This window comes from Alistipes indistinctus YIT 12060 (assembly GCF_025144995.1).
Lineage (GTDB): Bacteria > Bacteroidota > Bacteroidia > Bacteroidales > Rikenellaceae > Alistipes_A > Alistipes_A indistinctus.
In genome coordinates this window covers 1,378,143-1,399,004 of record NZ_CP102250.1, presented here as the reverse complement: position 1 = coordinate 1,399,004, position 20,862 = coordinate 1,378,143, and the positions used below count along the sequence as shown (strand labels likewise).

Below are 20,862 nucleotides of genomic sequence, written 5' to 3'. Positions count from 1 at the left end.
AATTGCGGCGTTGTGTCAGGATGTAAGGAGGGCTACTTTCCTTTGACTGTGTGTGTGCCGGCTGCCAACGGAATCGTCTTGCCGGAAGGGAAAACCGCTTCAGCCGTGGTGCCTTCGGGTACGGTGGCAGTGATAGTCAGGTTTTTGCCTTTCCGGGTTACACTGGCCCGGATTTCCCCGTTGACACTCGCGACGGTTGCCTCAGCCCGGGTCAGGTCTCCCAGTTGCGGGGCGACGCGGAAGGTTTTGAAGCCCGGCGAGGTAGGGGTGATGCCGCAAACTTTTTGGCTCAGCAGTGTGAGCGGACCGCCTGCCCAGGCATGGTTATTCGAGTTGGCGTCGGTCGGAGTCGCCATGAAGTCCCATACTTCGAACAGTGTCGTGTAATCGTGGTTCATCATGTTCGCATAGCGCGTGCGGATGCGTTCGAGCGCCAGCTCAGGCCGATCCATTTCAAACAGGGCTTCGAGTACATATTTTTCCATGTAGGGTCCGGCGGACATCTCTTTCTGTAAAATCGCAGTCAGTGCGGGATATTTGTCCGGCGAAGCGAGGCCTGCGAGTACGGCCATGGCTTGGGCGCGGTCGTCCGTCGGTTTGGTGTAGTCCGGATCGCGGTAAGCCGTGCCGGTCCAGAAGCGTTTGTCGAAATTCTGCTCGATACCCTGCATGATCGCTGTAATTTGTGCGGCATCGTCCGTTTTTCCGAGCATCAGGGCGAACTCTTTCTCAGCTTTTAGTGCGAGGTAGTACCAACAGTTGGTCAGGACCCCGAAATCCTGGTTGGGACCCCAGTCGGCCCAGTTCCAGTCGCTGCCACGGGTAATGACGAGACCGTCTGCGTCGAGTTTCCACACATCGTGCAGGTAACGGTGCAGCCTGTCGTAGACCGGTGCGACGAAGCTGCTGTCCCCGCTGTAATAATATTGGGTATAGAATCCGTACCAGCCTACCGAGGCGAGCATTTGCAGCGGGAGTTCGCGTGTCCAGTTGCCCGCCGGAACAGGCGAGAAGATGACGCCGTCGCCGCGCTGCCAGTTCATTAGTTCGTAAATGGCTTTGAGCGCCAGTTTTTGGGCCTGGGGATCGAAGGCGTAAAACGCTTGTCCCAGTTCGTTTACGGCATCGCCCCACCATTGCGCCCGTTCACGCTCGGGACAATCGAAGTAGTTGTCGCGCATGTTCACGTACAGCGTACGGGCTGCACGCTTCCAGAGTTCGTTCATAAACGGGTCGTCACATGCGAATGTTCCGGCAAATTCGGTATCGTAGCCCGTTTCGCGGAACTTCACGGCTTTGACCTCCACGCCTTGGGGAATCGCATATTTGACGATATGGCCGCTCATCCACCCGAGACTTTCGTATTGCTGGTTGCCGGGGCGTGTGATGTATTCGGAACGTACCGAAGGGGCACTGCCGTTGCCGGTATAGTAGTTGTCCGTTTGGATGCGGATCGTGTCGCCGCCGGTTGCGGAAACTACTTCCAGCCACGGGGTGATCTGTGCGTTGTAGGGTAGTTTGCAGTACAGCGTGTCGCCGACGGTTTCCACCTTGACATAATCTTGCAGTCCGTGGTTTTTCCATTGCGGAATGGGGCGCTTCACCAGTTTGCCGAACGGCGGCCGGTTCGGATCGCCGACCATCATCGCCGAAGTCCGGACTTTGTCTTCTCCGGGCAGATACCAGCCGTCGATCGCTTTGCGGGCGTCGAAACGGATGTTGCCTTCGGAAAGCCGGTAGTTGGGGCGGGGCTCTCCTGTATCGTCGCTGTAAGCCTGGTAAGTATCGCATTTCCAGCTGTTGTCGCTTACGATTTTGACGCCGGGAGCCTGGCAGTCGAATAAGAAACCCGCATGGCCGCTGCTCGAATGGCTGAAACCGTTCCGTCCGAAGTACCATACCAATGCGGCAATCGTGTTCTCTCCTTTTTTCAGGAAGGGCGCGATGTCTATTTCATCGTAATAGGAGTCTCCGGGAGCGGGACCCCGCTTCAGGGAGCCTTCGAAAACGGCCGGTTCGCCGTTGATCCAGAGCCAGTATTTGCTGTCCGCTGCGATGCGGGCGATGGCCTGTCGGGGAACATCTTGCACGTCGGCGGTGGTGCGGTACATATACCAGCTGTTGGGATTACTCTGGTTCGTCTCGTGGCTGATCCAGACGCCTTTCCAAGGGGTTTCGGCCCGTAATCCGGAGCCCAGGATCAACAATAGCAGGAAGAAAGAGAGTTTTTTCATAAGGTTTACGATAGGTTCGGGTTAATTGTCTATTTGCGCGGATATTTCCAGTTGTGCAGCACTTTGTGATCTTTGTCCTTGACGGTGACCTCCATCTCCTTTTCGCCTGCATGAATATAGGCTCCTTCGACGTTGGAATTGATCAGTACCGGAAAATTACAGCCGTTCTCCCCGGCGGGAACATAAAGGTGTTTGTGCAGGTGACCGCACAGCATCAGGTCGATCTTCGCTTCGTTGAGCAGCGGGACGAACAGCCGTTTGGATTCGATCGGTCCGTACCAGGCGGAGTATCCGGGCGGAATGTGGATGACTACGACACGGTAAGCCGCATTTTTGCAGGCGTCGCTGTTGAGCGTCTCTTTGAGCCACTCGGCCTCTTGGGCCCGGTACGTGTCGAAACCGCCCAGACCGTTGTATTCTATGTCGCTGTCGGGCTTGTCTTCACCGCCGTCCAGTACGATAAAGAAGACCGGACCTGCCTGGAACGAATAGTAGGTCTGTCCGGTGGGAGAAGGAAAATAGTCGCGATAGTGGGCGAAGAACAAGCCCCGGGTCTCGTGGTTGCCACGGGCGTAGAAGAAAGGAATTTCCGAGGCAAAACTTTTGACGGCGGTAGTGAGGAACCCGTCGAAAATTTGCTGGCCGGAAGCGAAGGTGGTCACCATGTCGCCGTTGAATAGCACGAAGTCGTTTTTGTCTTTGCGGACATTGTCGGTCAATGCGGCGAGCATCGCGTTGTTGCCGTGTATGTCGTTGACCACGGTAAACGATACCGATTTCTTGTCGTTATCGAAGGTGGTGAAGTAAAATGGTTTGACATCGTAAACATTGCTGGCGGCCGTCTTGCCGTACTGAACATAATAGTCGGTCTGTGCGGTAACCTCTTTCGAATAGATGCGATACCGGTAAGTGGTCCCTTTTTCAAGGCCCGTTACATGTACCCGGTGCAAGGTTCCGACGACCTTACGTCCCATATCGGTCTGGAAAAATTTGGGTCTTTCGGTGGCATAGAAATGTTCGTCGTTGTCGGGGGCGATCTCGACCCACGAAACGGCATCTCGATTGGTGGCCCAGACGATGGTTACTTCGTGCTCCCCCAGCATTTGCAGGTATGGACCCCCGGTGATTTTGAAGTCGTCGGATTGCGCTGCTGCGCCGAACCACATGACAAGGCCGGATAACAGCAAAAGAGCTTTTCTGATCATGGTTTCTTCTATGAATGGGTAAAGTATTGGATTGGCATGAATTTTTTCAACGATACCAAAGATACTGTTTTATTCCCGGATTTTTGTGATTTTGTCGTTTTGTACGTTTGTTTTGCGAGATTATTCTGGATCAAACTGTTTATTTTTAGCTGTTTGTCCGGTTTGGTGCCGATAGGCTTAAACTAAATTTAATCTCGGTTCATCGCAAAAAGATATGGGAAGTGTATGGCGTTTATGCACAGATCGATAGGGTATCCGATTTTGGGGAACCGCTTTTTTTTAGTATTATTATCCCCCAATCGTAAACTTTTTTCTATGTTTTGCAGTTTTAATTTCAAATTTTCGGGCCGGAAGCACTTGGTGTGGCTGGCCGCTGTATCGCTGGTGGCCGCCTCCTGCGGAAAGGGAGAGTCCGGCAAAATCGACCGGCGTGCCGTTGTCGAGCGCCATCGGGTCGTGACCGATTCGACGAACCGGGTCAGTCCTGCACAGGTCGGTAACGGTGATTTCGCATTCGGGGTCGATGTGACCGGCCTGCAAACTTTCGTGCCGTTCAACACCATGTCGAACTGGAGCTGGCACAGCTTCCCGCTGCCCGATGGGGTGAAGGTGGAAGATTATACCGGTGTGCTGGTCGATACTTACGGCAAAAAGATTCCTTATAACCTGTTCGATCCGGGAAAACCGGAAATTTCACAATGGCTGGCTGAAAATCCCCACCGCTTTAATCTTGGGCGTATCGGGCTACAGATGACCAAGGCCGACGGTTCTGCCGTAAAGGCCGATGACCTGACCGAGACGCATCAGGAGATCGACCTGTGGAAAGGGATTATCTACAGCTCTTTCAAACTCGACGGTGAAAAGGTCGAAGTGACCACCGCTTGTGCTCCCGACCAGGATGCTATCGGTGTGACCGTAAAATCCCCGCTGGTGAAGCAGGGGCGTATCGGAGTCTTTTTCGATTTTCCATATCCGCATACCAAACAGTTTCAGACCTATCTGGGCGATTACCACGCTTATGACAAGCACCGCTCGGTTCTCGAAGCCGAAGGCAAACAGAGCGCCGAGATCGTCCGCACGATGGATAGTACCGAGTATTACACGGCGCTTCGCTGGACGACTCCCGCCACTTTCGGACAGGATACGCCTTCCGGCTCGCCGCACCGTTTCCTTTTACAGCCGACCGGCGGTGACAAATTATCGTTTACCTGTGCGTTCTCACCGGAAAAAATGGCCGCGGATAAGCTTCCGACAGCCAACCAGGTCGATAAGGCCAGCACCAAAGCCTGGGAAGCTTTTTGGAAGTCGGGAGCAGCGATCGACCTGTCGGGAAGTACGGATCCCCGCTGGAAAGAGTTGGAACGCCGTATCGTGCTTTCGCAATACGTGATGCGTGTGAACGAAGCAGGTGTACTGCCTCCCCAGGAGAGCGGACTGGTCAATAACGGCTGGTACGGACGTTTCCATTTCGAAATGATCTGGTGGCACGGCGTGCACTACGGGTTGTGGAACCGCTGGAACCTGTTCGATAAGAGCTTGCACGTATTTCCCGATTTCCTGCCTACATCGATCCAGCGGGCCGAGGGCATGGGACGCGGTGGTGCTAAATGGCCCAAGTGTACGGCCGATTTCGACCGCGAGTGGCCCTGTGGTGCGCACGCTTACCTGATCTGGCAGCAACCGCACCCGATCTATTTCGCAGAGATGGATTACCGGCTGCACCCGACTCAGGAGACGCTGGACAAATGGAAAGACGTGGTTTTCGCTTCGGCGCAGTATATGGCCGATTATGCCCATTACGATTCGGCGGGCGACCGTTATGTGCTGGGGCCTCCGGTGGTGATCGTTTCGGAGAATACCGATGCATTGAAGACGGTCAATCCGATCTTCGAGTTGGGGTATTGGCGCTACGGTTTGCGGACGGCGCAGCAGTGGCGTGAACGGTTGGGACTGCCGCGCGAGCAGCAATGGGACGATGTGCTGGGTAAGCTTGCCCCGCTGCCGGTTCAGGACAGTGTCTATGTGACGTACGAAGGAATCCCCGATATGTGGACGAAATACACGTTCGAGCATCCGGCATTGACCGGAGTGTTAGGGATGCTGCCCGGGGACGGGGTCGATACCACTACGTTCCGGCGTACGCTCGACAAAGTAAATCGCGAATGGCAGTCCGATAAGATTTGGGGTTGGGATTTCCCGATGATGGCGATGGGCGCCGCGCGCAGCGGCAATCCAGAGCTGGCGCTCGATATGCTGCTCCATTCTTCGAAACAATTCCAGTTCGACGAACACGGCCTGGCTACCGGCGGTCCGTGGCCTTACTTCCCTTCGAACGGCGGATTGCTGACGGCAGTCGCGATGATGGCCGAGGGCTGGGACGGATCGCAAGGCGAGGCTCCGGGTTTCCCGAAAGACGGGACTTGGGTAGTCAAATATGAAAATTTTGTACCGATGCAATAAAATACTTTCCGAAATGAACCCGTTAGATAATCAAACGGTTGTTCCGTAATTTTTACTGGTCGCCGGTATCGGCAATGTTAAAGAATTATTAAAATTATTTAAAAAATTTGGATAATTCGAATTTTTCTGCTTATCTTTGCTGGTGAAGTTTAGGTTCATTTAGGTTAGTAGTTTTAGGTTAGTAGAAGGAAAAAACGGTAGAACAGAGACTTGCGTCTCGTTCTGCTGTTCTTCCTTTGAAACGGAAAATTGGTTTTTAAAAATATATAATAAAGCGGATGATTCTTAATGAATCATCCGCTTTATTGTTTGAAGAGTGGAGAGTGTCAGGTGTAATTAAATATTTTAAAGAATAAAACCTCCCTTGAGAAGCAAACAATGGCGCAGGTTCTGTTCCGGGTCGTATTCGGGGAACGATTCGGGGTTGGCTTCGATGACTCCGACAGCACGATCCAATAAACGCTCTGCAGTTGTCCTGGCCTGCCTTCTGAGGCGCTCCTGCAGGCGGATCGAAGCCGGTGAACCGTAGTCCGATTTCTCCTGCAGGATGCCCAGCGTGCCGACCGAAGCGGTCAGTTCGTCGATTACCATGCAACGTATGTAATAAGCCAGCGGCGGTTTGATGTAGGTAGAGACAAAGTCCGAATAACGCTCTTCCTCTAAAGCGTCGAACAGAGCTCCGAAAACGGGTTGGAGGTATTGCAATTGCGCGACTTCGATCATCGTCGGGCGAATCAGGTCGTCCCGAAATTGCTCGGTGGCTGGGAAAGCGGTTTCGAGCACCTCGGCCGGTGTAATCAGCAGTGCCATAATCAGTCAATATTGCGCATAGCGTATTTGGTAATTTGTGCGACATAGAGATTCTGCGTCGGATCGTCCGGATCGTAATCCAGTCCGTCGGCCTTGCGCGCCTCCCAGACTTTCATGTAGAGCGGTTTGGATCGAGCGGGCGGCCTGTTGACGATTTGCATCGACGAAGTGTCGCACCCGAGAACCTGTCCGATCACGATCCGGATCGGTTCCAACAGTTCCTGCTGTTCGCCGAGAATCAACGTATTGAGGGCGATTTCGTATTCGTGCAGAATGCGTTCGGAGTCGAATCCGGACAGGTAGTCCAGTCCGCTGAGCGAACGGAACCACGAATGCGCCACGACGATATCGGTCACGGCCTGGTCGTGAAGCGATTTCCAGTCTCCTTCGTTGGAAGAGCTGATCGGGACGAATTTCGAATTGTCGGCCTCTTCGGCATTCTTGACCATAAACATGACCTGTCCGGGTTGTCCTGCAAAGCGCTTTTCGGCTGCCCGGATGATCTCATAGGCATCCTGTTCGTTGTCTACGTTTCCGTCGAGCACCATAATACCCGAGAGTTGAAACGAATTGTCGAGCCGGCTGATGTTCCATTTGTCGGTTTTGTAAGCGATGGCCGATACGTTCATGCCGGCGATGTAGGGCGGCAGTCCGTAATGTTCGAATGTCGGTTCGTAATCCTTGTAATGAAACATGGAGCGTAACGTACCGTCGGACGCTTGTTCGAAACGGGGGTAGAGCGGCAACCGTTTGGCGTCCGAAGGGGTGTAATGTTGCCAGTCATGGTGCAGTAGCACATGATCGCTTTCTTTTGCGATCCGGCATTTCGATGCATCCTGGTGGTAAAACGACAGGAATGAACGTTCCGGGGTCGTGACGATCTCGAGGAATGCATTGCCGAAAAGCGCTTTGTCGAAGGCCAGTTTGTTGAAAACCTGCCGCAACGTTTCGCCTGTCCCGTTGGCCGATCCGATGAACCGGGCCAGGGCCGGATCCCCTTCATTGAAAGAGAAACCTTTGCCGGAGACATAGTCTGCTTTGTCGTTGATAATCCTCCGGTGGGTCGTGGAGCGGCGTGCCATCAGGGCCAGGGCATTGGGAAACAGGTTGTCGTCCCCCCACCGCCAGTAGTGCGTCGCCCCCGCTTCGGTGCTGCCTTGTGCGACAAAGGGATCGATCCGGTTGTGCGGCAGGTAGAGTTTGCCGGGCGAGTCTTTATCTGTTGTTTTCTTTTTCATAGGCAAATGTTGTGATCCGGATGCAGTACAGGGGTAGCTCCTCGATATGGCATCCGGATCGTGGGGGTTAGAACAGCGCGTCGATGTCACCCACGAAAGGAAGTGCCATGTTGGTGTCGATGCTGCGCAGTGTGATGGTTTCGGTGGTTTCGTCCCGCAGTTGCTTACCGGTGGTGGCTGTGACCGATGCGATCCGTAACGGGCGCTCCTTTTCGAACGGGAGCGAATAGCCGACCAGAAAAATTTCGTCGTTTGTGGTGCGGACGAGTGCCACAAGGCCTCCGAGCGTCGTGTTGAGCATGGACTCTACCGATGCAGAGGCTTCGTAGCCCATCTTGTCCAGCATGAACGTCAGTTCGTGTGTTACGATGGGGGAATGGTTCGACAGCGAAATAGTTTCTTTGTATTCCGCTTCATCTTCCCGGAATTCGTATTTGGTGAATTTCTGACCGTTGACCAGCGTAATTTCGAAAAAAGCCCGGTCATCCTTACTGTATTCGATGCTGGCGATATTGCTTGCCTCCGTCAGGCCCACGGTACGGATACCGCCGTTTTTGCGTTCTGATTTTCTCTGATAGCCGATTAGTGCCATAAAGTAATTCGATTATGTGGTTATGCGCCTGCAGTAACGGTCGTAGTAGCCATCGATACCAGCTCGGGGAGCAGGTAGTCGCAGCCGGCCATGAATACGGCCCGCTGGCGGTTCTCCATCTGGTCGGGGTTGTACCACATGCGGACTTCGGTGCCGGGAAAATCGGCCGTATTGACGGCCAGTGCCAGATTACGCCGGTCGGTCAGCACGATAAACGATTGCGGCAAGTCGGTCAGCGTACTCAGGTAGGCGGAAACCTGTACGTCTACGACCGGGATACCCCGGTATGAGATGCCTTCGCGGCCGTTTTGTTTAGCCAGGTAGGCCGATTCCAGTACGACCTTGTCGAGTTCTTCTTCGTATTTGGCATAGATGTCCGAGGTGACCAGATAAACCAAGTTGCCTTGCGGTTTGAATGCTTTAAGCAATTCGGATGCATTGTTCCAGACCTGTTTAAGCAGGTTTTCGGCTGCGTCGGGATCGGAGTTAGCCGTAAAAGAGGCGGGAATCGTTGTGTTTTTGATGTCGGTGTCGGTCGATCCGATATCGGCGGTCAGACGTTTGAGGAAACCGTCGAAGGTGTTGAGTGTGTCGCTGCGGGACGTGTCGCCGAGCCACATCGTTGCGCGGATGCTTTCGGCGATAGCTTCTTTGAACAGTGCGGTTTCGGCCGCTTCGAGTTCGGTGCCTGACAGGTCGTCGAGATTCACGTCCGAGCGGTTGGTGATCAGTTCGTAGACCATGTTGAAGTAATCGTCGGCCGAATAGCCAACTTCAGCTTTCACTTTCGAGAGTTGGATCGATTTCTGGTATTTTGTGGCCGCACTGCCGCCGTTCCAGCCGCTGGCGGTATATTTTTGCAGGATGTCGCCCGCGCGTTTCCAGAATTGCAACGTAGTGGGTACCGGCATGTTGTACATGATTTTGATGCCGAGCGATGTCGCATCGGGACCAGTTAGCATCGGTCGGAAGAAGATCGTTTCGAGGTCACGTCCCGTGTAGCTTTTCGGATTTTCGATTTTTGCCATAACAGATTGAAAATGATTTGAAAGTTTGGTTAGTGAAAATTTGATTTCGGCAGAATGGTTTTTATTGTTTGAAACTGCGGATGTCTTCGTTGTAGGAAAGCGCGTTTCCGGAAATCCTCGATTCCGTAGGTGACGGGTCTTCCCGGGGTTTCGTGCGGGTCGGTTGCGCTTGCAGACGGGCATTTTCCTGTTCGAGCGATGCGACCTGGGCTTTAAGCGATGCGATTTCCCGTATGCAGTTTTCCAGGGAGGGCAAAGCGGTGACAGCGCTTACATCGATCGTATCTTCTGCGAAAGAGCTTGTCAGGGCGGCGGTTCCGGCCGGCTCGGCCGCAGCAGGTGCGGTTGTGGGGTGAGTCTTGCCGACCGGTGAGAGACCGAGCAGATCGAGGATGGCGTTCCAGTGTTGTTTGATGGTCATGGTGGAATCGTTTAGGTTGAAGGTTAGGGGTAATTCGGACAGGTCGGTATGAAGGGAGGGGACTTCAGTCCGGTTTGTCACCGAGTCCGCGGTGAAAATCGTATCGATCAATCCGGAGGTTTTCGCCTCTTCGGGCGTGAGCCATTGACCGTTGCCGTGATTGCGGTTCATGAGTTCGGTGAAATGCTGCTGCGGCATGCCGGACCGTTCGGCATAAATCCGTGCGATTCGTTCGTCGGTTTTGTGCAGCATCCGGGAAGCTTCCCTGAGCGTGTCGGCATCTCCTTCGGAGTTGCAGGCCGCCCGGTGGATCAGATAGAGGCCGTTGGCGGACATTTCCCGTTTGCCCGGCGATGCAGCCTGGGCGATCAGCGTGGCGGCCGATGCGGTGTATCCGTAACAGCGCGTGGTGATTTCACAATCGAGGTTCCGCAATGTGTCGTGGATCAGCAGGGCGTCGTTCACATTCCCGCCCGTTGAGCGGATGTGTACGATCAGTTCCGAAGTCCGTACGGCCTGCAGCTTTTCGAGTTGTTGCCGGAAGCGGGCGTAGGTGGCGGCATTGGAATGTGTGCGGGGTGACGAATCCCGTTCCGGCGTGCCGATGATGCCTTCGATGTGTATCTCGACGGCTCGGCCTTGATGATTTTCGATAATGATGTTTCCTGTCATGGGTGGATGGACGGGGTGATTAGCAGAGGTTGATATCCTTGTAATAGTACATGCACTTGCGGATGTATTCGTAAGAGCAGGCGAATTTTTCGGAGGCCTTCCACATGGCATCCATCTTTTTGCATCCTGAACGGACCAAAGCGTTGACGTATTCGCGTACCGAAAGGGTTTTGCAACGGGAATAATCGATCACGCCGATCTCCGTCAGTTTGGCGATCATTTGCGGTAGCGGCAGTTCCGGATAGCGTTGCGCCAATTGGTCGGCAAGCTCTTTTTCGTAGGTTGTCATAAGGAGAAGTTTTAGAAATAGTGCTGAAAAGATCGGGCTCCGGCAGGAGAACCGTTAGAAAGATGAAAGTTCGACGATGCTTTTTACCGCCTGTTGTGCTTCGGTAATCTCCGACTCCAATACATATACCTTCAGGGTAGAAAGTTTGCGGTCGAAGAGTTCTTCGATTTCGTTGCGGGTGACGGGGGCGGTCGAAATGCCGGGAGCATCGGATGGATAGATGGACGAATCGTCCGTATTGGCCGAATTTCCAAGAGTTGTAGATGACGCGAGATTAACGGGGCGCATATTGGCATTGGCCTCAGGTATTTTCCATAGCGATTGGGAGAGCCGGACCTGAATTCCGGTTTGGGGATCGGCAGGAGCGATTGAAGGAATAGCAGGTATCGGAGAGAATGTAAAATTAAGTGGGGCTGAAGTTGTATGAGTTGCAGAGATTGTTGATCGTGGAGAGTTGGAAGCCGGCTCAGGATCGATTCCTGATGGTGAGGATTCCATGTTGGGCCCGGTATCAGGGATGTCGGACTCAAAGCCTGGTCTCAAGATATTGCCGGGTTCTTTTGCTGAATCCGGACCGGAAGTTTCGGCCGTTGGGGCCGAAATAGGGAAATCTACGGCCGGGACAACACGCTGTGCCTGCGGATCCGGCGGGGGAGCGGAATATTCGGTTTGCTCCTGCAACCACTCTTCGGGTAGCTGGATGTGATAGAGGGGGGATGACATACATTCAGATATTTGTGACGAATATACATTTGGTGGGACCTGTGTGTTGCGGCTGGTAATCGACAATCTCTTCGAGTCGGCAAAGGACGTTTTCCCCGTTTATCCTGAGTCTGAAAAGGGCCCGGAAGTCTTGGATCAGGCTGTGCGGCAGCATGAACGGTTCAACTTCCTCAGCGGTGAGATCCAGATAGGCCGTGATCCTCTTGCCGTTGTTGTACAGTTCGATGGTGCTGTCGTAATAGGTGTGGAGACCCGGTAAACCGTCCCGATCTTCGAAACAAAGTGTGAAAGGATCCGTCCCGGTATGGTGAAAGGCGATCTGTGGATATTCCGCCGTATAGAGCGGCCATCCCCAGTACTGACCCTCGGGAAGCGTTTTAATACCTGTATAACGGATAATTTTGGCAGGGAAATTCAGGTTTTCCGTGTCCGGAAATCCTCCCTGGCGGTCGCGGTCCCCTGCTTGCAGGAGCGTGGCGTCCGGGGCGTCGGGATAGGTGCCGGTTTGGTTCAGCGATGGGGTGAACAGGGGGTTGTAGTAGGTCTTTTCCCCTTCTTTGGCGAACCGGTTCAGGATCGGTGCGCTCCATCGCCCTAAAATCTCCTTGTTGGCCGAATCCCACCGCGCGATACTACCGTCTCCGGGTTGATAGCGCAGTGTGAATTGTTGCGGCAGGTCCGCGCCCAACTCAGCGACGGTCACCGGGCGACTCATATCTATTTTGTCGCTCCAGTCCATGATGCGAGCCGTGTAGAATTGTTCCCGGGGTTCGATGTAGATCGTTTTCGACAGCGTATCGGTATAAAAATGGAGATTGAACAATTGCTTCAGCGCGTTGACGAACTCTATTTGCCGGATTTCGTGTGCGGCGACTTCGGCGAACGTGACGGTAGTTCCTTCGCACGGGTGTGGATTGAATAGCGGTTTGAGGCTGATATCGTTCGACAGGGTTAATTTCATGCCAGGGTCGGCCCCGCCGAAATAGACCAGGTCGAAATAATGCGGTTGCGAGGGTAAGATCTCCCGGGCTCCGCTTTGTACCGTGACGGTAATGTTGATCTGTCCCGTTTCACTGACGTATCCGTCATAAAGGGCCCAATCGCCCTGATAAAGAGTATAGGAGCCGTCGGTGCCGAGCAGCCAGAGTCGCGGGTTTGTAATATTGGCGTTGAGTTGTGTCTGGATGTCGGTGGTGCGCGTGTCGAATGTTTTGAGCGTTTGGGTTTCGTTGTCCGCTGGTTGCAAGTTGTCCGGCTCGGCATTCTGATTGATGATCCGGTCGTACGTGAATTTGTAGCTGCTGCCGGAAACGTGGTCGAAAACAACCAGCAGGTAGCCCCAGTTATCTTTGTATTCGCTGCGGCGGTCCGGATAACGGTTTGTCACCTTGAATACCCGTTCGATATCGTCGTCCAGGCAGATGCGGTTGAAGCATTTGAGTTCCGTACGGTTTGCGATGAGATAATCCGATCGGTATTTGAGGTTGTATTCGAATCCGGCCGTAACCTTTTCGGGGGGACAGAATGCTGCGCGCGCGTCCGTTTTGCGGAACACGTTGTTGTGGTTATAGACCCCGGACAGCGTTTGTCCGTCCTGTACCTCTTCCGGGTCGGCGCTGTCCATCAGATTGCCTACCGAATTTAAAGGGGTGAGAGGATCTGCGTATACGCGGCCGAAGCGGTCGGCAACGGCAGAAACCGTTGCGAATCGTTTGGCGAGAAACCCCATCCGGTCGGTCAGCAGGCTCGTCTCCTTTTCCGGATAACGGCCGCTGATGTAGAGCGATCCGACAAAATCGGTTTCCATAAAATCGGATCGGATCGAGTAACCCGCTTGTGCGGCGATGCTTTCCATCAGCGTTCTGACATGCAGGAACGGGTGGTAGTCCCGGAAAGTCAGCATCCGTACTCCTTCCTGAATCGTCGGGGACGGCAGTGTGAAGCGGTCGCGTTGTACCGGGAAAAAACGAACCGGCTTATTCCAGCTCCAGCTTTGGTAAACGGTGGAGGCGCTGAGAGTCGTTTCGAAAGGAATGTCGATCTCTTTGAACATACGTTCGGCGGCCAACCGGACCCACTCTTTGCCTGCTCCTAGAATGTTGATTAGGTACCATGCCGAGCCGTCTGCGTCCTGTCCACAGCGCGAAATCATCGGCATTCCCTCTATGACCGTGCATCCGTCCGCTTCGATCCGTGCCGTGTGTGCCATCTGGTTGAACATTTCCGGCGAATGGATTTCGGCGGCATTGCCCAGGATGGAGTTGTTGCGTACCGTCATCGGGACGCGGATCGTTTTGCTGTAACCTGTCCGTCCGGTTTCCACTTGTGTGACAGAGGCGATCGAAAGCGAAATGGCGATCTGGCTTTCATATACGAGATCGATTTCCTGATTGTCGATAAAGCATCGGATCATCGGTAGCTGGGTTGGTATTGATATTGGCGTTAGTGTGGGTATTGCGGATGTATGTGTTGCGGATTTGCAAGCGGTTACAGGTGTGGATAGACGGTTCGCTCGCTTTTGACCAGTTCGATCTCCAATTGTAATAGATTGTCGGAAGAGGTGATGATCCGGTCGGTAACGATCTCCACCGGTTCGATCCGGTTGCCGTGGTCGATCCACACCCGGGGCGAGGCGATTATTTCACTGATCCAGGTCATTGTCTGCGCGGTTACGAAATCCGATATCAGACGCATTGCGGTTTCCCCCCGGGTGTGAATCGTTTTGTATCCTTCCTGTGTATAGATGCGGGTCTTGTCGACCTTAAAGGTGTCCGATACACTGCGGAGCATGGTGTAATAATCGATCTGTCCGAATGAATTCCACCAGCAGAGCCGGATATGGTCAGGGGAATCCGGGACCAGCCGGTATTTTTGCGAGAGCAGTTGATCGGTCTCGATCATCACCCCGATCTCCAGGGTTTCGTAATCGTTCAGCGAGCCTTTCCCCAAAGCCCGTAACTTCGTATCGAGATGCGGCATGTTGAGACAGATACTCGTCAGTCCGGCCGCCGTTGTGGATGCGATTGCCGTTAGCGTAGTATTGTGGTCCGGACCGGTGAGCCGGGCTTCGGCGCTCAGCGGGATGCCGTCATCTACCAATATCGTAAACTCGTCTTGTTGTGACGCACTGATCGGTATCGTATCGGGAGAGCCGGACAGTTTCGCGTAGCTGTCGAGTTGCTTGGTTCCCGCGCTCATGACGGTTGCCGCCCGGACATTACCAGAACGGAGCGTGAGGTTGATTATCCGTTTGTCGGGAAAAGCGAATGAAAAGGCGGCCGGACGTTGGGGAGTCACTTCGATTTGCCTGCGTCCGTATCCGGCCACGTTGACGCGGTAGAGCGTCGAGCCGCGGAAGCGCTTTTTGCCGATCACGGTCGTTTGATCGTTGGCCAGTATATCGAGTTCCAACAGCTCTTCGGCCGCGGCCGAAATCTGGAAAACGACCTCTCCGAAAGCGGGGGAATAGATGGGGGGATATTTGACGATTTGCATAGGAAAAAGTTCAGCGGAACGTAAATCGGTCAGGCGGCATATCAGTCTTCGAGCGGGCTGTCCGCGGGGCAGAAACGCATCCGTACCTCGCATTCGATTTTGAGTGCCGTCTCGCCGTAGTTGGTCAGTGAGTTTTCAGCCGGCGTGCAACCGATTTTCGCGATATCGAATATTTGTCTGCCTGCGTAGATGTTGTCGAGAATCCGTAAGGCTGCGATCTCCAGCTCCGCCCATTGCCGCTCCCGGCTTTCCGGTCGCGGTTTTTTGTCTAAATGCATCAGGTAGAGTGTCATTTGATAGGTCAGGTATCCGTCGCGGCGTCCCTCTACGGCGATGATCCGTACGGGGAGCAGCCATGCTGCCGGAAATTTGGCGATACCGTTGTTGATGCGGTAGGCAAAACCGGTATGAAAAGCATAGCCTTCGGTGATGGCCGCCTTTTCGATCGTGGCGGTCAGTGTTTCTCTGAGCATGGGAATAGGGGATAAGGTTGCAGGTGGAATATGTTTACCGCGAAACTCGTGCCTGCCGCTTGCATTTGGCATGGAGCAGTTGCATGAAAGGATAGAGAGGCATTTCGCGGGTTGTGGTGATTTCAGAGGGCAGGTATCCGGCCGCTTCGAACAGCATGTCGTTCCAGGTTGTCGGCAGCGTGCATTTCAGCTTCCGGCCCGGCTGTTTCGTTCCGGATGCAAGTCTGGATAACGTATAGCAGCAAGGAAACATTTGCTGCAAATAACGATGGGTTTGGTTCAGCAACCTGAAAAGATGCCGGATAACGGTCAAGGGAAGGCGTTGCATCGTTTCAGCCCTGTGCCGGGCTCGTTGCTCGTCGTAACGTTCTCCCGCGGGCCGGCAAAGGATGGCCGTGATCAGGGGTGCATAGTCCCATGCGCCGGCCAGATAGAGGTCCGTTGCTTCGCAGAACTCCCCCGCGGTTATCCGATACATGGGCATCGGCTCCCCGTTGATATCCCTGTCCGTTTCCGGATAGCGCAGCCATTCGCCATGCCAGTGGAATCTTGGTGGATGCGCCGTCTGTCCGGAGAGGATGTCCGTGTGATCGGCTTGATTTTGGTCAGTTGTATAGCCTGCCGGATTGCCGAGTTTATATAGGATCCTGCGTGCGAAAATCAGGCGCTCTTGCGGCTGGGTATGGCTGGCGATGTGGCGGGGAATGCGGCAAAGTTCAACCAACAAGGAGATTGTAACTTTATCCTTTTCCGGACAGTTATCGGAACGATCCGGATGGGATGTGTTCAATAATTGTGAACATCGGATCAGGCAGCGTGCCTGTTGCAGGTCGAGCTCCTGCCATGAAGCCGGCAGGGGGTAGCGCTGTTTGTTGATAACAATGTGGAGCATCTGTCGATAACCGGGGAAACTGTGCGGATAAGTTGTGTATATCGGGTTAATTCTCGCAGTATTGCGACAATACTTTCGTCAGTTCCTTGAGCTCTTTGCCGATGCTTGCCACCCGGCTGCTCGACAGTTTGGCTGCATTGCGCGCCTGAGTCAATTCGTGAATCTTATCCGTGCTTCGTTGCAAAAGAATAAGGGATTGCCGGGTCAATCTGTTGATTTTAACTTCCTGGTATTTAATGTTTTTTGCAGATTTGGAAGTGGTTCGGCTTTGTGAGGATACACAGTCTGAAGTGGTCATATCGCTGAAGTTTAGGAATGTGTTTAGGAAATTTCATGCCGTCGGAACCGATCGATATTTGTCGGCCCGGAATGCGTGAGAGAGAAAGAAAGATAATGTGATCTTTTGATAGGTGATAACCCGGTAAGTTGTTGTGGATAACCCGTCCGGCCAAAGACCGAGTGTCAGAAAGTAGACGGATAATGACGGATAGAAGTATGTACGAAAGTCAGTTTCCCGTGGAACAGTTTATCGTCTGATGGAACAAATATACAACACCGCCCCCCCTTTGTCAAGTGTTTGGACGAAAAAAAACTGTAAAAAAGATAAATATTTTAACTTACTTTTCGTCTAATGAAAAGAGTTCGAGCTGTTTAAACGAATGGTTAAAAGAGAGGCGATGGTACGGTGAAAGACCGTGGCGCATGACAGCTTCCCGGTGTTCGCGGGTGGGATAACCTTTGTTTTGTTCCCACTTGTAGACCGGGTATTCGGCCGCGATCCGCATCATATATTCGTCGCGGTAGGTTTTGGCAAGTACCGAAGCTGCTGCGATCGGAGCGTAGGTGGCGTCTCCTTTGACGATGCACCGATAAGGAATGTCCAGGGAAGAGCGGAACCGGTTTCCGTCTATCAGCAGCAATTGGGGTTTCGTTCCGAGTTTCGTTACGGCGCGTGACATGGCGGCGAACGACGCGTTGAGGATATTAATCCGGTCGATTTCTTCGGGCATTACTATTTCTACTGCCCATGCGACTGCTTCCTGTTCGATGACTGTTCGGAGCAGGTTGCGGTTTTTCTCGCTCATTTTTTTCGAGTCGTTGAGCAGCGGATGGAACCATCCGGGGGGTAAAATGACGGCTGCGGCGGTCACGGGACCGGCCAAAGGGCCCCGTCCCGCTTCGTCGCAGCCGGCTTCGATCCATTCGTGTTGATAACACGCTTTAAGCATCCATCAGCCCTTTGTCTACAAAATATTTCTCGATTTTACCAGCCTCTTCGGTCTGGTTATATTTCTGGGCCAAAGTGTACAGCTCGTACAAAAGCGAAATGTTAGTCCGCAATTGTGTCTGTACCAATCCGGCCTGTTTGCCTTTGAACCGGAAGTAGTAGTCGATGTACTCTTCTAGTATTTTGGCATAGTCTTCCAACACAGCGGTTCCTTTTTCATCGGCCCCGGCCATGTAGTAAGCTTCGATCAACGGGATCGTCTGTACGTAAGAGTGACGAATCTGGTTGAACGGCATCTCTTCGATCGCGCGGTCGAGCACTTCGATCGCTTTGGTCGTATCTCCTTCCGCTACGAGTTGCTTGGCCAGACGTGCGAACAGGTTACGCGACTGCACGGCTCCGAAGTTGGTCTGTACGAAATAATCCGCATAAACTTTCGGATCCTTGATATTCGCATATTGGTATTTGTTCATCAATTGATCGTACAGGAATTCGGAATCGATACGGCCCGATTCCCAAGACGATTGCGGAACGGTTTTGATCGGAACCAAGCGGTACGAGAAACCGTCCAATTGCAGGTAGTCCCTGAGCCCCAATTCGTCGATGCCGCTCGGAGTGGTGAAGTAAAGCGGGCGCTTCCAGTCGAAATTCGACAACAGGTCGAGCAGCATCATTTCACCCCGGTCGATCGTGCTTTTTTTGATCGTGACGACGATGCTGTCTTCGATCAGGTCGGCATCTTCCGGCTTGACGATTCCGCTTTTCAACACATTCTCCTTATTGACCGGAACGATGAGTTGTTTGGCCGGCAGGAAATCGGCGTTTTTACCGCCGATCGACATTTTTGTGCGCGGGTCTTCGCTTTTGACGAAATCAATCGCTTCTTTGATCGGCACCGGTTTCTTCAACAGATCGTTGACGATCAGGAATTCGTTATTGTAGGTGTACTTGTTCCGCGGTAGTGTGAACGGCACAGGTTCCGAGTCGTTGCTTTTGAGCTTCATCTGGTCGATGTACCATTCGCCGCCCAAGTAGCTCATGTTCATCACACGGACATCCTTGCGGTAACCTTCCACCTCTTGTGCATACCACAAAGGGAAGGTGTCGTTATCGCCGAAGTTCATGATGATGGCATTCGGCAGCAGTCCGGTCAGGTAATTGAGTCCGAAATCGCGCGCAGTGTAACGTCCCGAACGGTCATGGTCGTCCCAGTTTTTGGCGCCTAAAATCACGGGTACCGTAGCGCAGATCGCCGTGGCGATCACTGCCGTGGCGACATTCTCTTTTTTGAACCACCGTTTGGTCGCCTGGAAAACCGACAAGACACCGAAACCGATCCAGATAGCAAATGCGTAGAACGATCCCGCATATACATAATCCCTTTCACGGGGTTCTGCGGGCGGCGAGTTCAGGTAGACGACGATCGCTACGCCTGTCATGATAAACATCGTCATCACGACGGTAAAGTTTTTGCCGTCGCGGTTCAGCTGGTAAACCAGTCCGATGATACCCAGTAGGAACGGTAAGAAATAATAGGTATTGCGCCCCTTGTTGGCTGCCTGTTCCGAGGGAATGTTATCCTGCGGGCCGACGAACAGCTGGTCGATCGCTTTGATCCCGCTGAGCCAGTTGCCGTCGGTAATCTCGCCCGTTGACTGGATGTCGCTCTGCCGTCCGACGAAGTTCCACAGAAAATAGCGCCAATACATGAAGTTGAGCTGGTAAGCGAAGAAAAACTTCAGGTTTTCGGCGAACGTGGGTACCGTGACCATTTCGTCGCGGAAAGGCACTTTTCGACCTTTGATTTCCTTGCCGTCGTTTACCCAGTTGTTATAAGCCGCGATATCCGACTCTTTGGACGAGTACATGCGCGGGAAGAAGAATTCGAATCCGGGGGCGTATTCATATCCCGATACGGTCGACCCTTTTTTGTATTCTTTGCCGTCGTCGCTGAGGTAGTAGGTATCTTTTTCTGTAACCGCGATCGCAGGCGAAGAGTAATAATTGCCCTTTACCAACGGGCGTGCCCCGTATTGGTCACGGTTCAGCAACCCGAGAAGTCCGTAAGGATTCGTCGGACCGTTGCTGTTCATCGGCGGGTTCACCGAGGAGCGTATAATGACTGAAGCATAGCTTCCGTATCCGATCAGGATTACCGTGACGCAGAGGATAATCGTATTGGCCAGGACCTTGCCTTTTTTGTGGGTGAGCCATATCCCCCAGCCCAGTATCGCCAGCAACGCAAAGGCATAGAATGTAATCCCGCTGTTCACCGGGAGGCCGAAGCCGTTGACGAAAATGCGGTCGACGAAAGCTCCGAGTTCAATGGTGCCGGGGATAATGATGTACAGCGCTGCGATCAGAATGGCTCCCGATACGGCCAGCGCTTTCACGATTCCCCATTTGGTGATTTGCGGATATTTCCTGAAATAGTAGATAAAGACGATCGCAGGGATGATCAGCAGGTTGAGCAGGTGTACGCCGATCGCGAGTCCCGTGAGGTAAGCGATCAGGATCAGCCAGCGGTTCGCATGCGGTTCGTCCGCGACATTTTCCCACTTGAGGATCGCCCAGAAGACGAGTGCCGTAAACATCGACGAGAGGGCATAGACTTCGCCTTCGACTGCGGAAAACCAGAAAGTGTCGGTAAACGTATAAGCGATCGAACCCACCAGGCCGGCTCCCATGATAGCTGTGATTTGCGGCAGGGTTAGTTCCTCTTCGCTTTTGTGGTATGAGCGGCGTGCCAGGTGCGTGATCGACCAAAAGAGAAACAGGATCGTTGCGGCGCTGGCGAGTGCGGACATCGAGTTGATCATCATGGCCACATGCGCCGGGCTGGGTGCAAAAATCGCGAACAGGCGCGAGATCATCATGAACAGGGGGGCTCCGGGAGGGTGCCCTACTTCTAGTTTGTACGAAGTGGCGATGAATTCGCTGCAATCCCAAAGGCTTGCGGTCGGTTCGATCGTCATCAGGTAGACCACGGCCGCAAAGGCGAACGTAGCCCATCCGGCGATCAGATTATACTTCTTAAACTGGTTCATCCGTATAAGGCTCTAAATTGCACTTGTTTTACTCGCAAAAGTAAGAAAATAACGG

The 20,862-nt window shown here is 53.3% G+C and carries 17 protein-coding genes; 1 reads left to right on the top strand and 16 read right to left on the bottom strand.

The window, feature by feature from the left end:
• Positions 1 to 32: 32 nt before the first annotated feature.
• Together NQ495_RS05945 and NQ495_RS05940 are read right to left on the bottom strand one after the other, a co-directional pair.
• Complete coding sequence (locus NQ495_RS05945; RefSeq protein WP_009133867.1) at positions 33 to 2,234, bottom strand: alpha-L-rhamnosidase-related protein; 2,202 nt, start codon at positions 2,232 to 2,234, stop codon at positions 33 to 35.
• A 29-nt stretch (positions 2,235 to 2,263) separates the two neighbouring features.
• The gene (locus tag NQ495_RS05940; RefSeq protein WP_009133868.1) at positions 2,264 to 3,439 is read right to left on the bottom strand and encodes a purple acid phosphatase family protein; all 1,176 of its coding nucleotides are present in this window, start codon (positions 3,437 to 3,439) and stop codon (positions 2,264 to 2,266) included.
• Positions 3,440 to 3,754: 315 nt separating this feature from the next.
• Between NQ495_RS05940 and NQ495_RS05935 the strand changes: the two genes are divergently transcribed.
• The gene (locus NQ495_RS05935; RefSeq protein WP_009133869.1) at positions 3,755 to 5,899 is read left to right on the top strand and encodes a hypothetical protein; all 2,145 of its coding nucleotides are present in this window, start codon (positions 3,755 to 3,757) and stop codon (positions 5,897 to 5,899) included.
• A gap of 345 nt (positions 5,900 to 6,244) precedes the next feature.
• Here the strand turns inward: NQ495_RS05935 and NQ495_RS05930 are convergent, their stop codons facing one another.
• From NQ495_RS05930 to NQ495_RS05865, 14 genes are all read right to left on the bottom strand, one after another.
• Positions 6,245 to 6,709, bottom strand: a complete 465-nt coding sequence (locus NQ495_RS05930; RefSeq protein ID WP_009133871.1) for a DUF6712 family protein — start codon at positions 6,707 to 6,709, stop codon at positions 6,245 to 6,247.
• 2 nt (positions 6,710 to 6,711) lie between these two features.
• On the bottom strand, positions 6,712 to 7,947 hold the full coding sequence (locus NQ495_RS05925; RefSeq protein WP_009133872.1) for a phage portal family protein: 1,236 nt from the start codon (positions 7,945 to 7,947) through the stop codon (positions 6,712 to 6,714).
• Between the two features lie 67 nt (positions 7,948 to 8,014).
• Positions 8,015 to 8,539, bottom strand: coding sequence for a hypothetical protein (locus NQ495_RS05920; RefSeq protein WP_009133873.1), 525 nt, complete (start codon positions 8,537 to 8,539; stop codon positions 8,015 to 8,017).
• 20 nt (positions 8,540 to 8,559) lie between these two features.
• Positions 8,560 to 9,567: a hypothetical protein gene (locus NQ495_RS05915; RefSeq protein WP_009133874.1), complete on the bottom strand. Its 1,008-nt coding sequence runs from the start codon at positions 9,565 to 9,567 to the stop codon at positions 8,560 to 8,562.
• A 61-nt stretch (positions 9,568 to 9,628) separates the two neighbouring features.
• Positions 9,629 to 10,660, bottom strand: coding sequence for a Clp protease ClpP (locus tag NQ495_RS05910; RefSeq protein ID WP_009133875.1), 1,032 nt, complete (start codon positions 10,658 to 10,660; stop codon positions 9,629 to 9,631).
• 19 nt (positions 10,661 to 10,679) lie between these two features.
• On the bottom strand, positions 10,680 to 10,949 hold the full coding sequence (locus NQ495_RS05905) for a hypothetical protein (RefSeq protein WP_009133876.1): 270 nt from the start codon (positions 10,947 to 10,949) through the stop codon (positions 10,680 to 10,682).
• 54 nt (positions 10,950 to 11,003) lie between these two features.
• The gene (locus NQ495_RS05900) at positions 11,004 to 11,672 is read right to left on the bottom strand and encodes a hypothetical protein (protein ID WP_009133877.1); all 669 of its coding nucleotides are present in this window, start codon (positions 11,670 to 11,672) and stop codon (positions 11,004 to 11,006) included.
• 4 nt (positions 11,673 to 11,676) lie between these two features.
• A complete protein-coding gene (locus NQ495_RS05895; RefSeq protein ID WP_009133878.1) occupies positions 11,677 to 14,085 on the bottom strand; it encodes a hypothetical protein in 2,409 nt (802 codons plus the stop codon).
• A gap of 74 nt (positions 14,086 to 14,159) precedes the next feature.
• Positions 14,160 to 15,167, bottom strand: a complete 1,008-nt coding sequence (locus NQ495_RS05890; protein WP_009133879.1) for a hypothetical protein — start codon at positions 15,165 to 15,167, stop codon at positions 14,160 to 14,162.
• A gap of 41 nt (positions 15,168 to 15,208) precedes the next feature.
• Positions 15,209 to 15,640 carry a hypothetical protein gene (locus NQ495_RS05885; protein ID WP_009133880.1) on the bottom strand — a complete coding sequence of 144 codons (432 nt, stop codon included), beginning with the start codon at positions 15,638 to 15,640 and terminating at the stop codon, positions 15,209 to 15,211.
• 34 nt (positions 15,641 to 15,674) lie between these two features.
• Entirely contained in the window at positions 15,675 to 16,532 is an 858-nt protein-coding gene (locus NQ495_RS05880; RefSeq protein WP_009133881.1) for a hypothetical protein, read from the bottom strand.
• A gap of 46 nt (positions 16,533 to 16,578) precedes the next feature.
• Positions 16,579 to 16,716: a hypothetical protein gene (locus NQ495_RS05875; protein WP_157366542.1), complete on the bottom strand. Its 138-nt coding sequence runs from the start codon at positions 16,714 to 16,716 to the stop codon at positions 16,579 to 16,581.
• Between the two features lie 433 nt (positions 16,717 to 17,149).
• Entirely contained in the window at positions 17,150 to 17,761 is a 612-nt protein-coding gene (locus NQ495_RS05870; RefSeq protein ID WP_009133883.1) for a ribonuclease HII, read from the bottom strand.
• Positions 17,754 to 20,807 (bottom strand): glycosyltransferase family 117 protein, encoded by a 3,054-nt coding sequence (locus tag NQ495_RS05865; protein ID WP_009133884.1) that lies wholly within the window; start codon positions 20,805 to 20,807, stop codon positions 17,754 to 17,756. The genes NQ495_RS05870 and NQ495_RS05865 overlap by 8 nt, the downstream gene beginning before the upstream one ends.
• Positions 20,808 to 20,862: the final 55 nt, after the last annotated feature.

Excerpts from the sequence above, each read along its gene's own strand:
- NQ495_RS05945 (WP_009133867.1), bottom strand. The coding sequence starts at position 2,234 with ATGAAAAAACTCTCTTTCTTCCTGCTATTGTTGATCCTGGGCTCCGGA.
- NQ495_RS05940 (WP_009133868.1), bottom strand. The coding sequence starts at position 3,439 with ATGATCAGAAAAGCTCTTTTGCTGTTATCCGGCCTTGTCATGTGGTTC.
- NQ495_RS05935 (WP_009133869.1), top strand. The coding sequence starts at position 3,755 with ATGTTTTGCAGTTTTAATTTCAAATTTTCGGGCCGGAAGCACTTGGTG.
- NQ495_RS05930 (WP_009133871.1), bottom strand. The coding sequence starts at position 6,709 with ATGGCACTGCTGATTACACCGGCCGAGGTGCTCGAAACCGCTTTCCCA.
- NQ495_RS05925 (WP_009133872.1), bottom strand. The coding sequence starts at position 7,947 with ATGAAAAAGAAAACAACAGATAAAGACTCGCCCGGCAAACTCTACCTG.
- NQ495_RS05920 (WP_009133873.1), bottom strand. The coding sequence starts at position 8,539 with ATGGCACTAATCGGCTATCAGAGAAAATCAGAACGCAAAAACGGCGGT.
- NQ495_RS05915 (WP_009133874.1), bottom strand. The coding sequence starts at position 9,567 with ATGGCAAAAATCGAAAATCCGAAAAGCTACACGGGACGTGACCTCGAA.
- NQ495_RS05910 (WP_009133875.1), bottom strand. The coding sequence starts at position 10,660 with ATGACAGGAAACATCATTATCGAAAATCATCAAGGCCGAGCCGTCGAG.
- NQ495_RS05905 (WP_009133876.1), bottom strand. The coding sequence starts at position 10,949 with ATGACAACCTACGAAAAAGAGCTTGCCGACCAATTGGCGCAACGCTAT.
- NQ495_RS05900 (WP_009133877.1), bottom strand. The coding sequence starts at position 11,672 with ATGTCATCCCCCCTCTATCACATCCAGCTACCCGAAGAGTGGTTGCAG.
- NQ495_RS05895 (WP_009133878.1), bottom strand. The coding sequence starts at position 14,085 with ATGATCCGATGCTTTATCGACAATCAGGAAATCGATCTCGTATATGAA.
- NQ495_RS05890 (WP_009133879.1), bottom strand. The coding sequence starts at position 15,167 with ATGCAAATCGTCAAATATCCCCCCATCTATTCCCCCGCTTTCGGAGAG.
- NQ495_RS05885 (WP_009133880.1), bottom strand. The coding sequence starts at position 15,640 with ATGCTCAGAGAAACACTGACCGCCACGATCGAAAAGGCGGCCATCACC.
- NQ495_RS05880 (WP_009133881.1), bottom strand. The coding sequence starts at position 16,532 with ATGCTCCACATTGTTATCAACAAACAGCGCTACCCCCTGCCGGCTTCA.
- NQ495_RS05870 (WP_009133883.1), bottom strand. The coding sequence starts at position 17,761 with ATGCTTAAAGCGTGTTATCAACACGAATGGATCGAAGCCGGCTGCGAC.
- NQ495_RS05865 (WP_009133884.1), bottom strand. The coding sequence starts at position 20,807 with ATGAACCAGTTTAAGAAGTATAATCTGATCGCCGGATGGGCTACGTTC.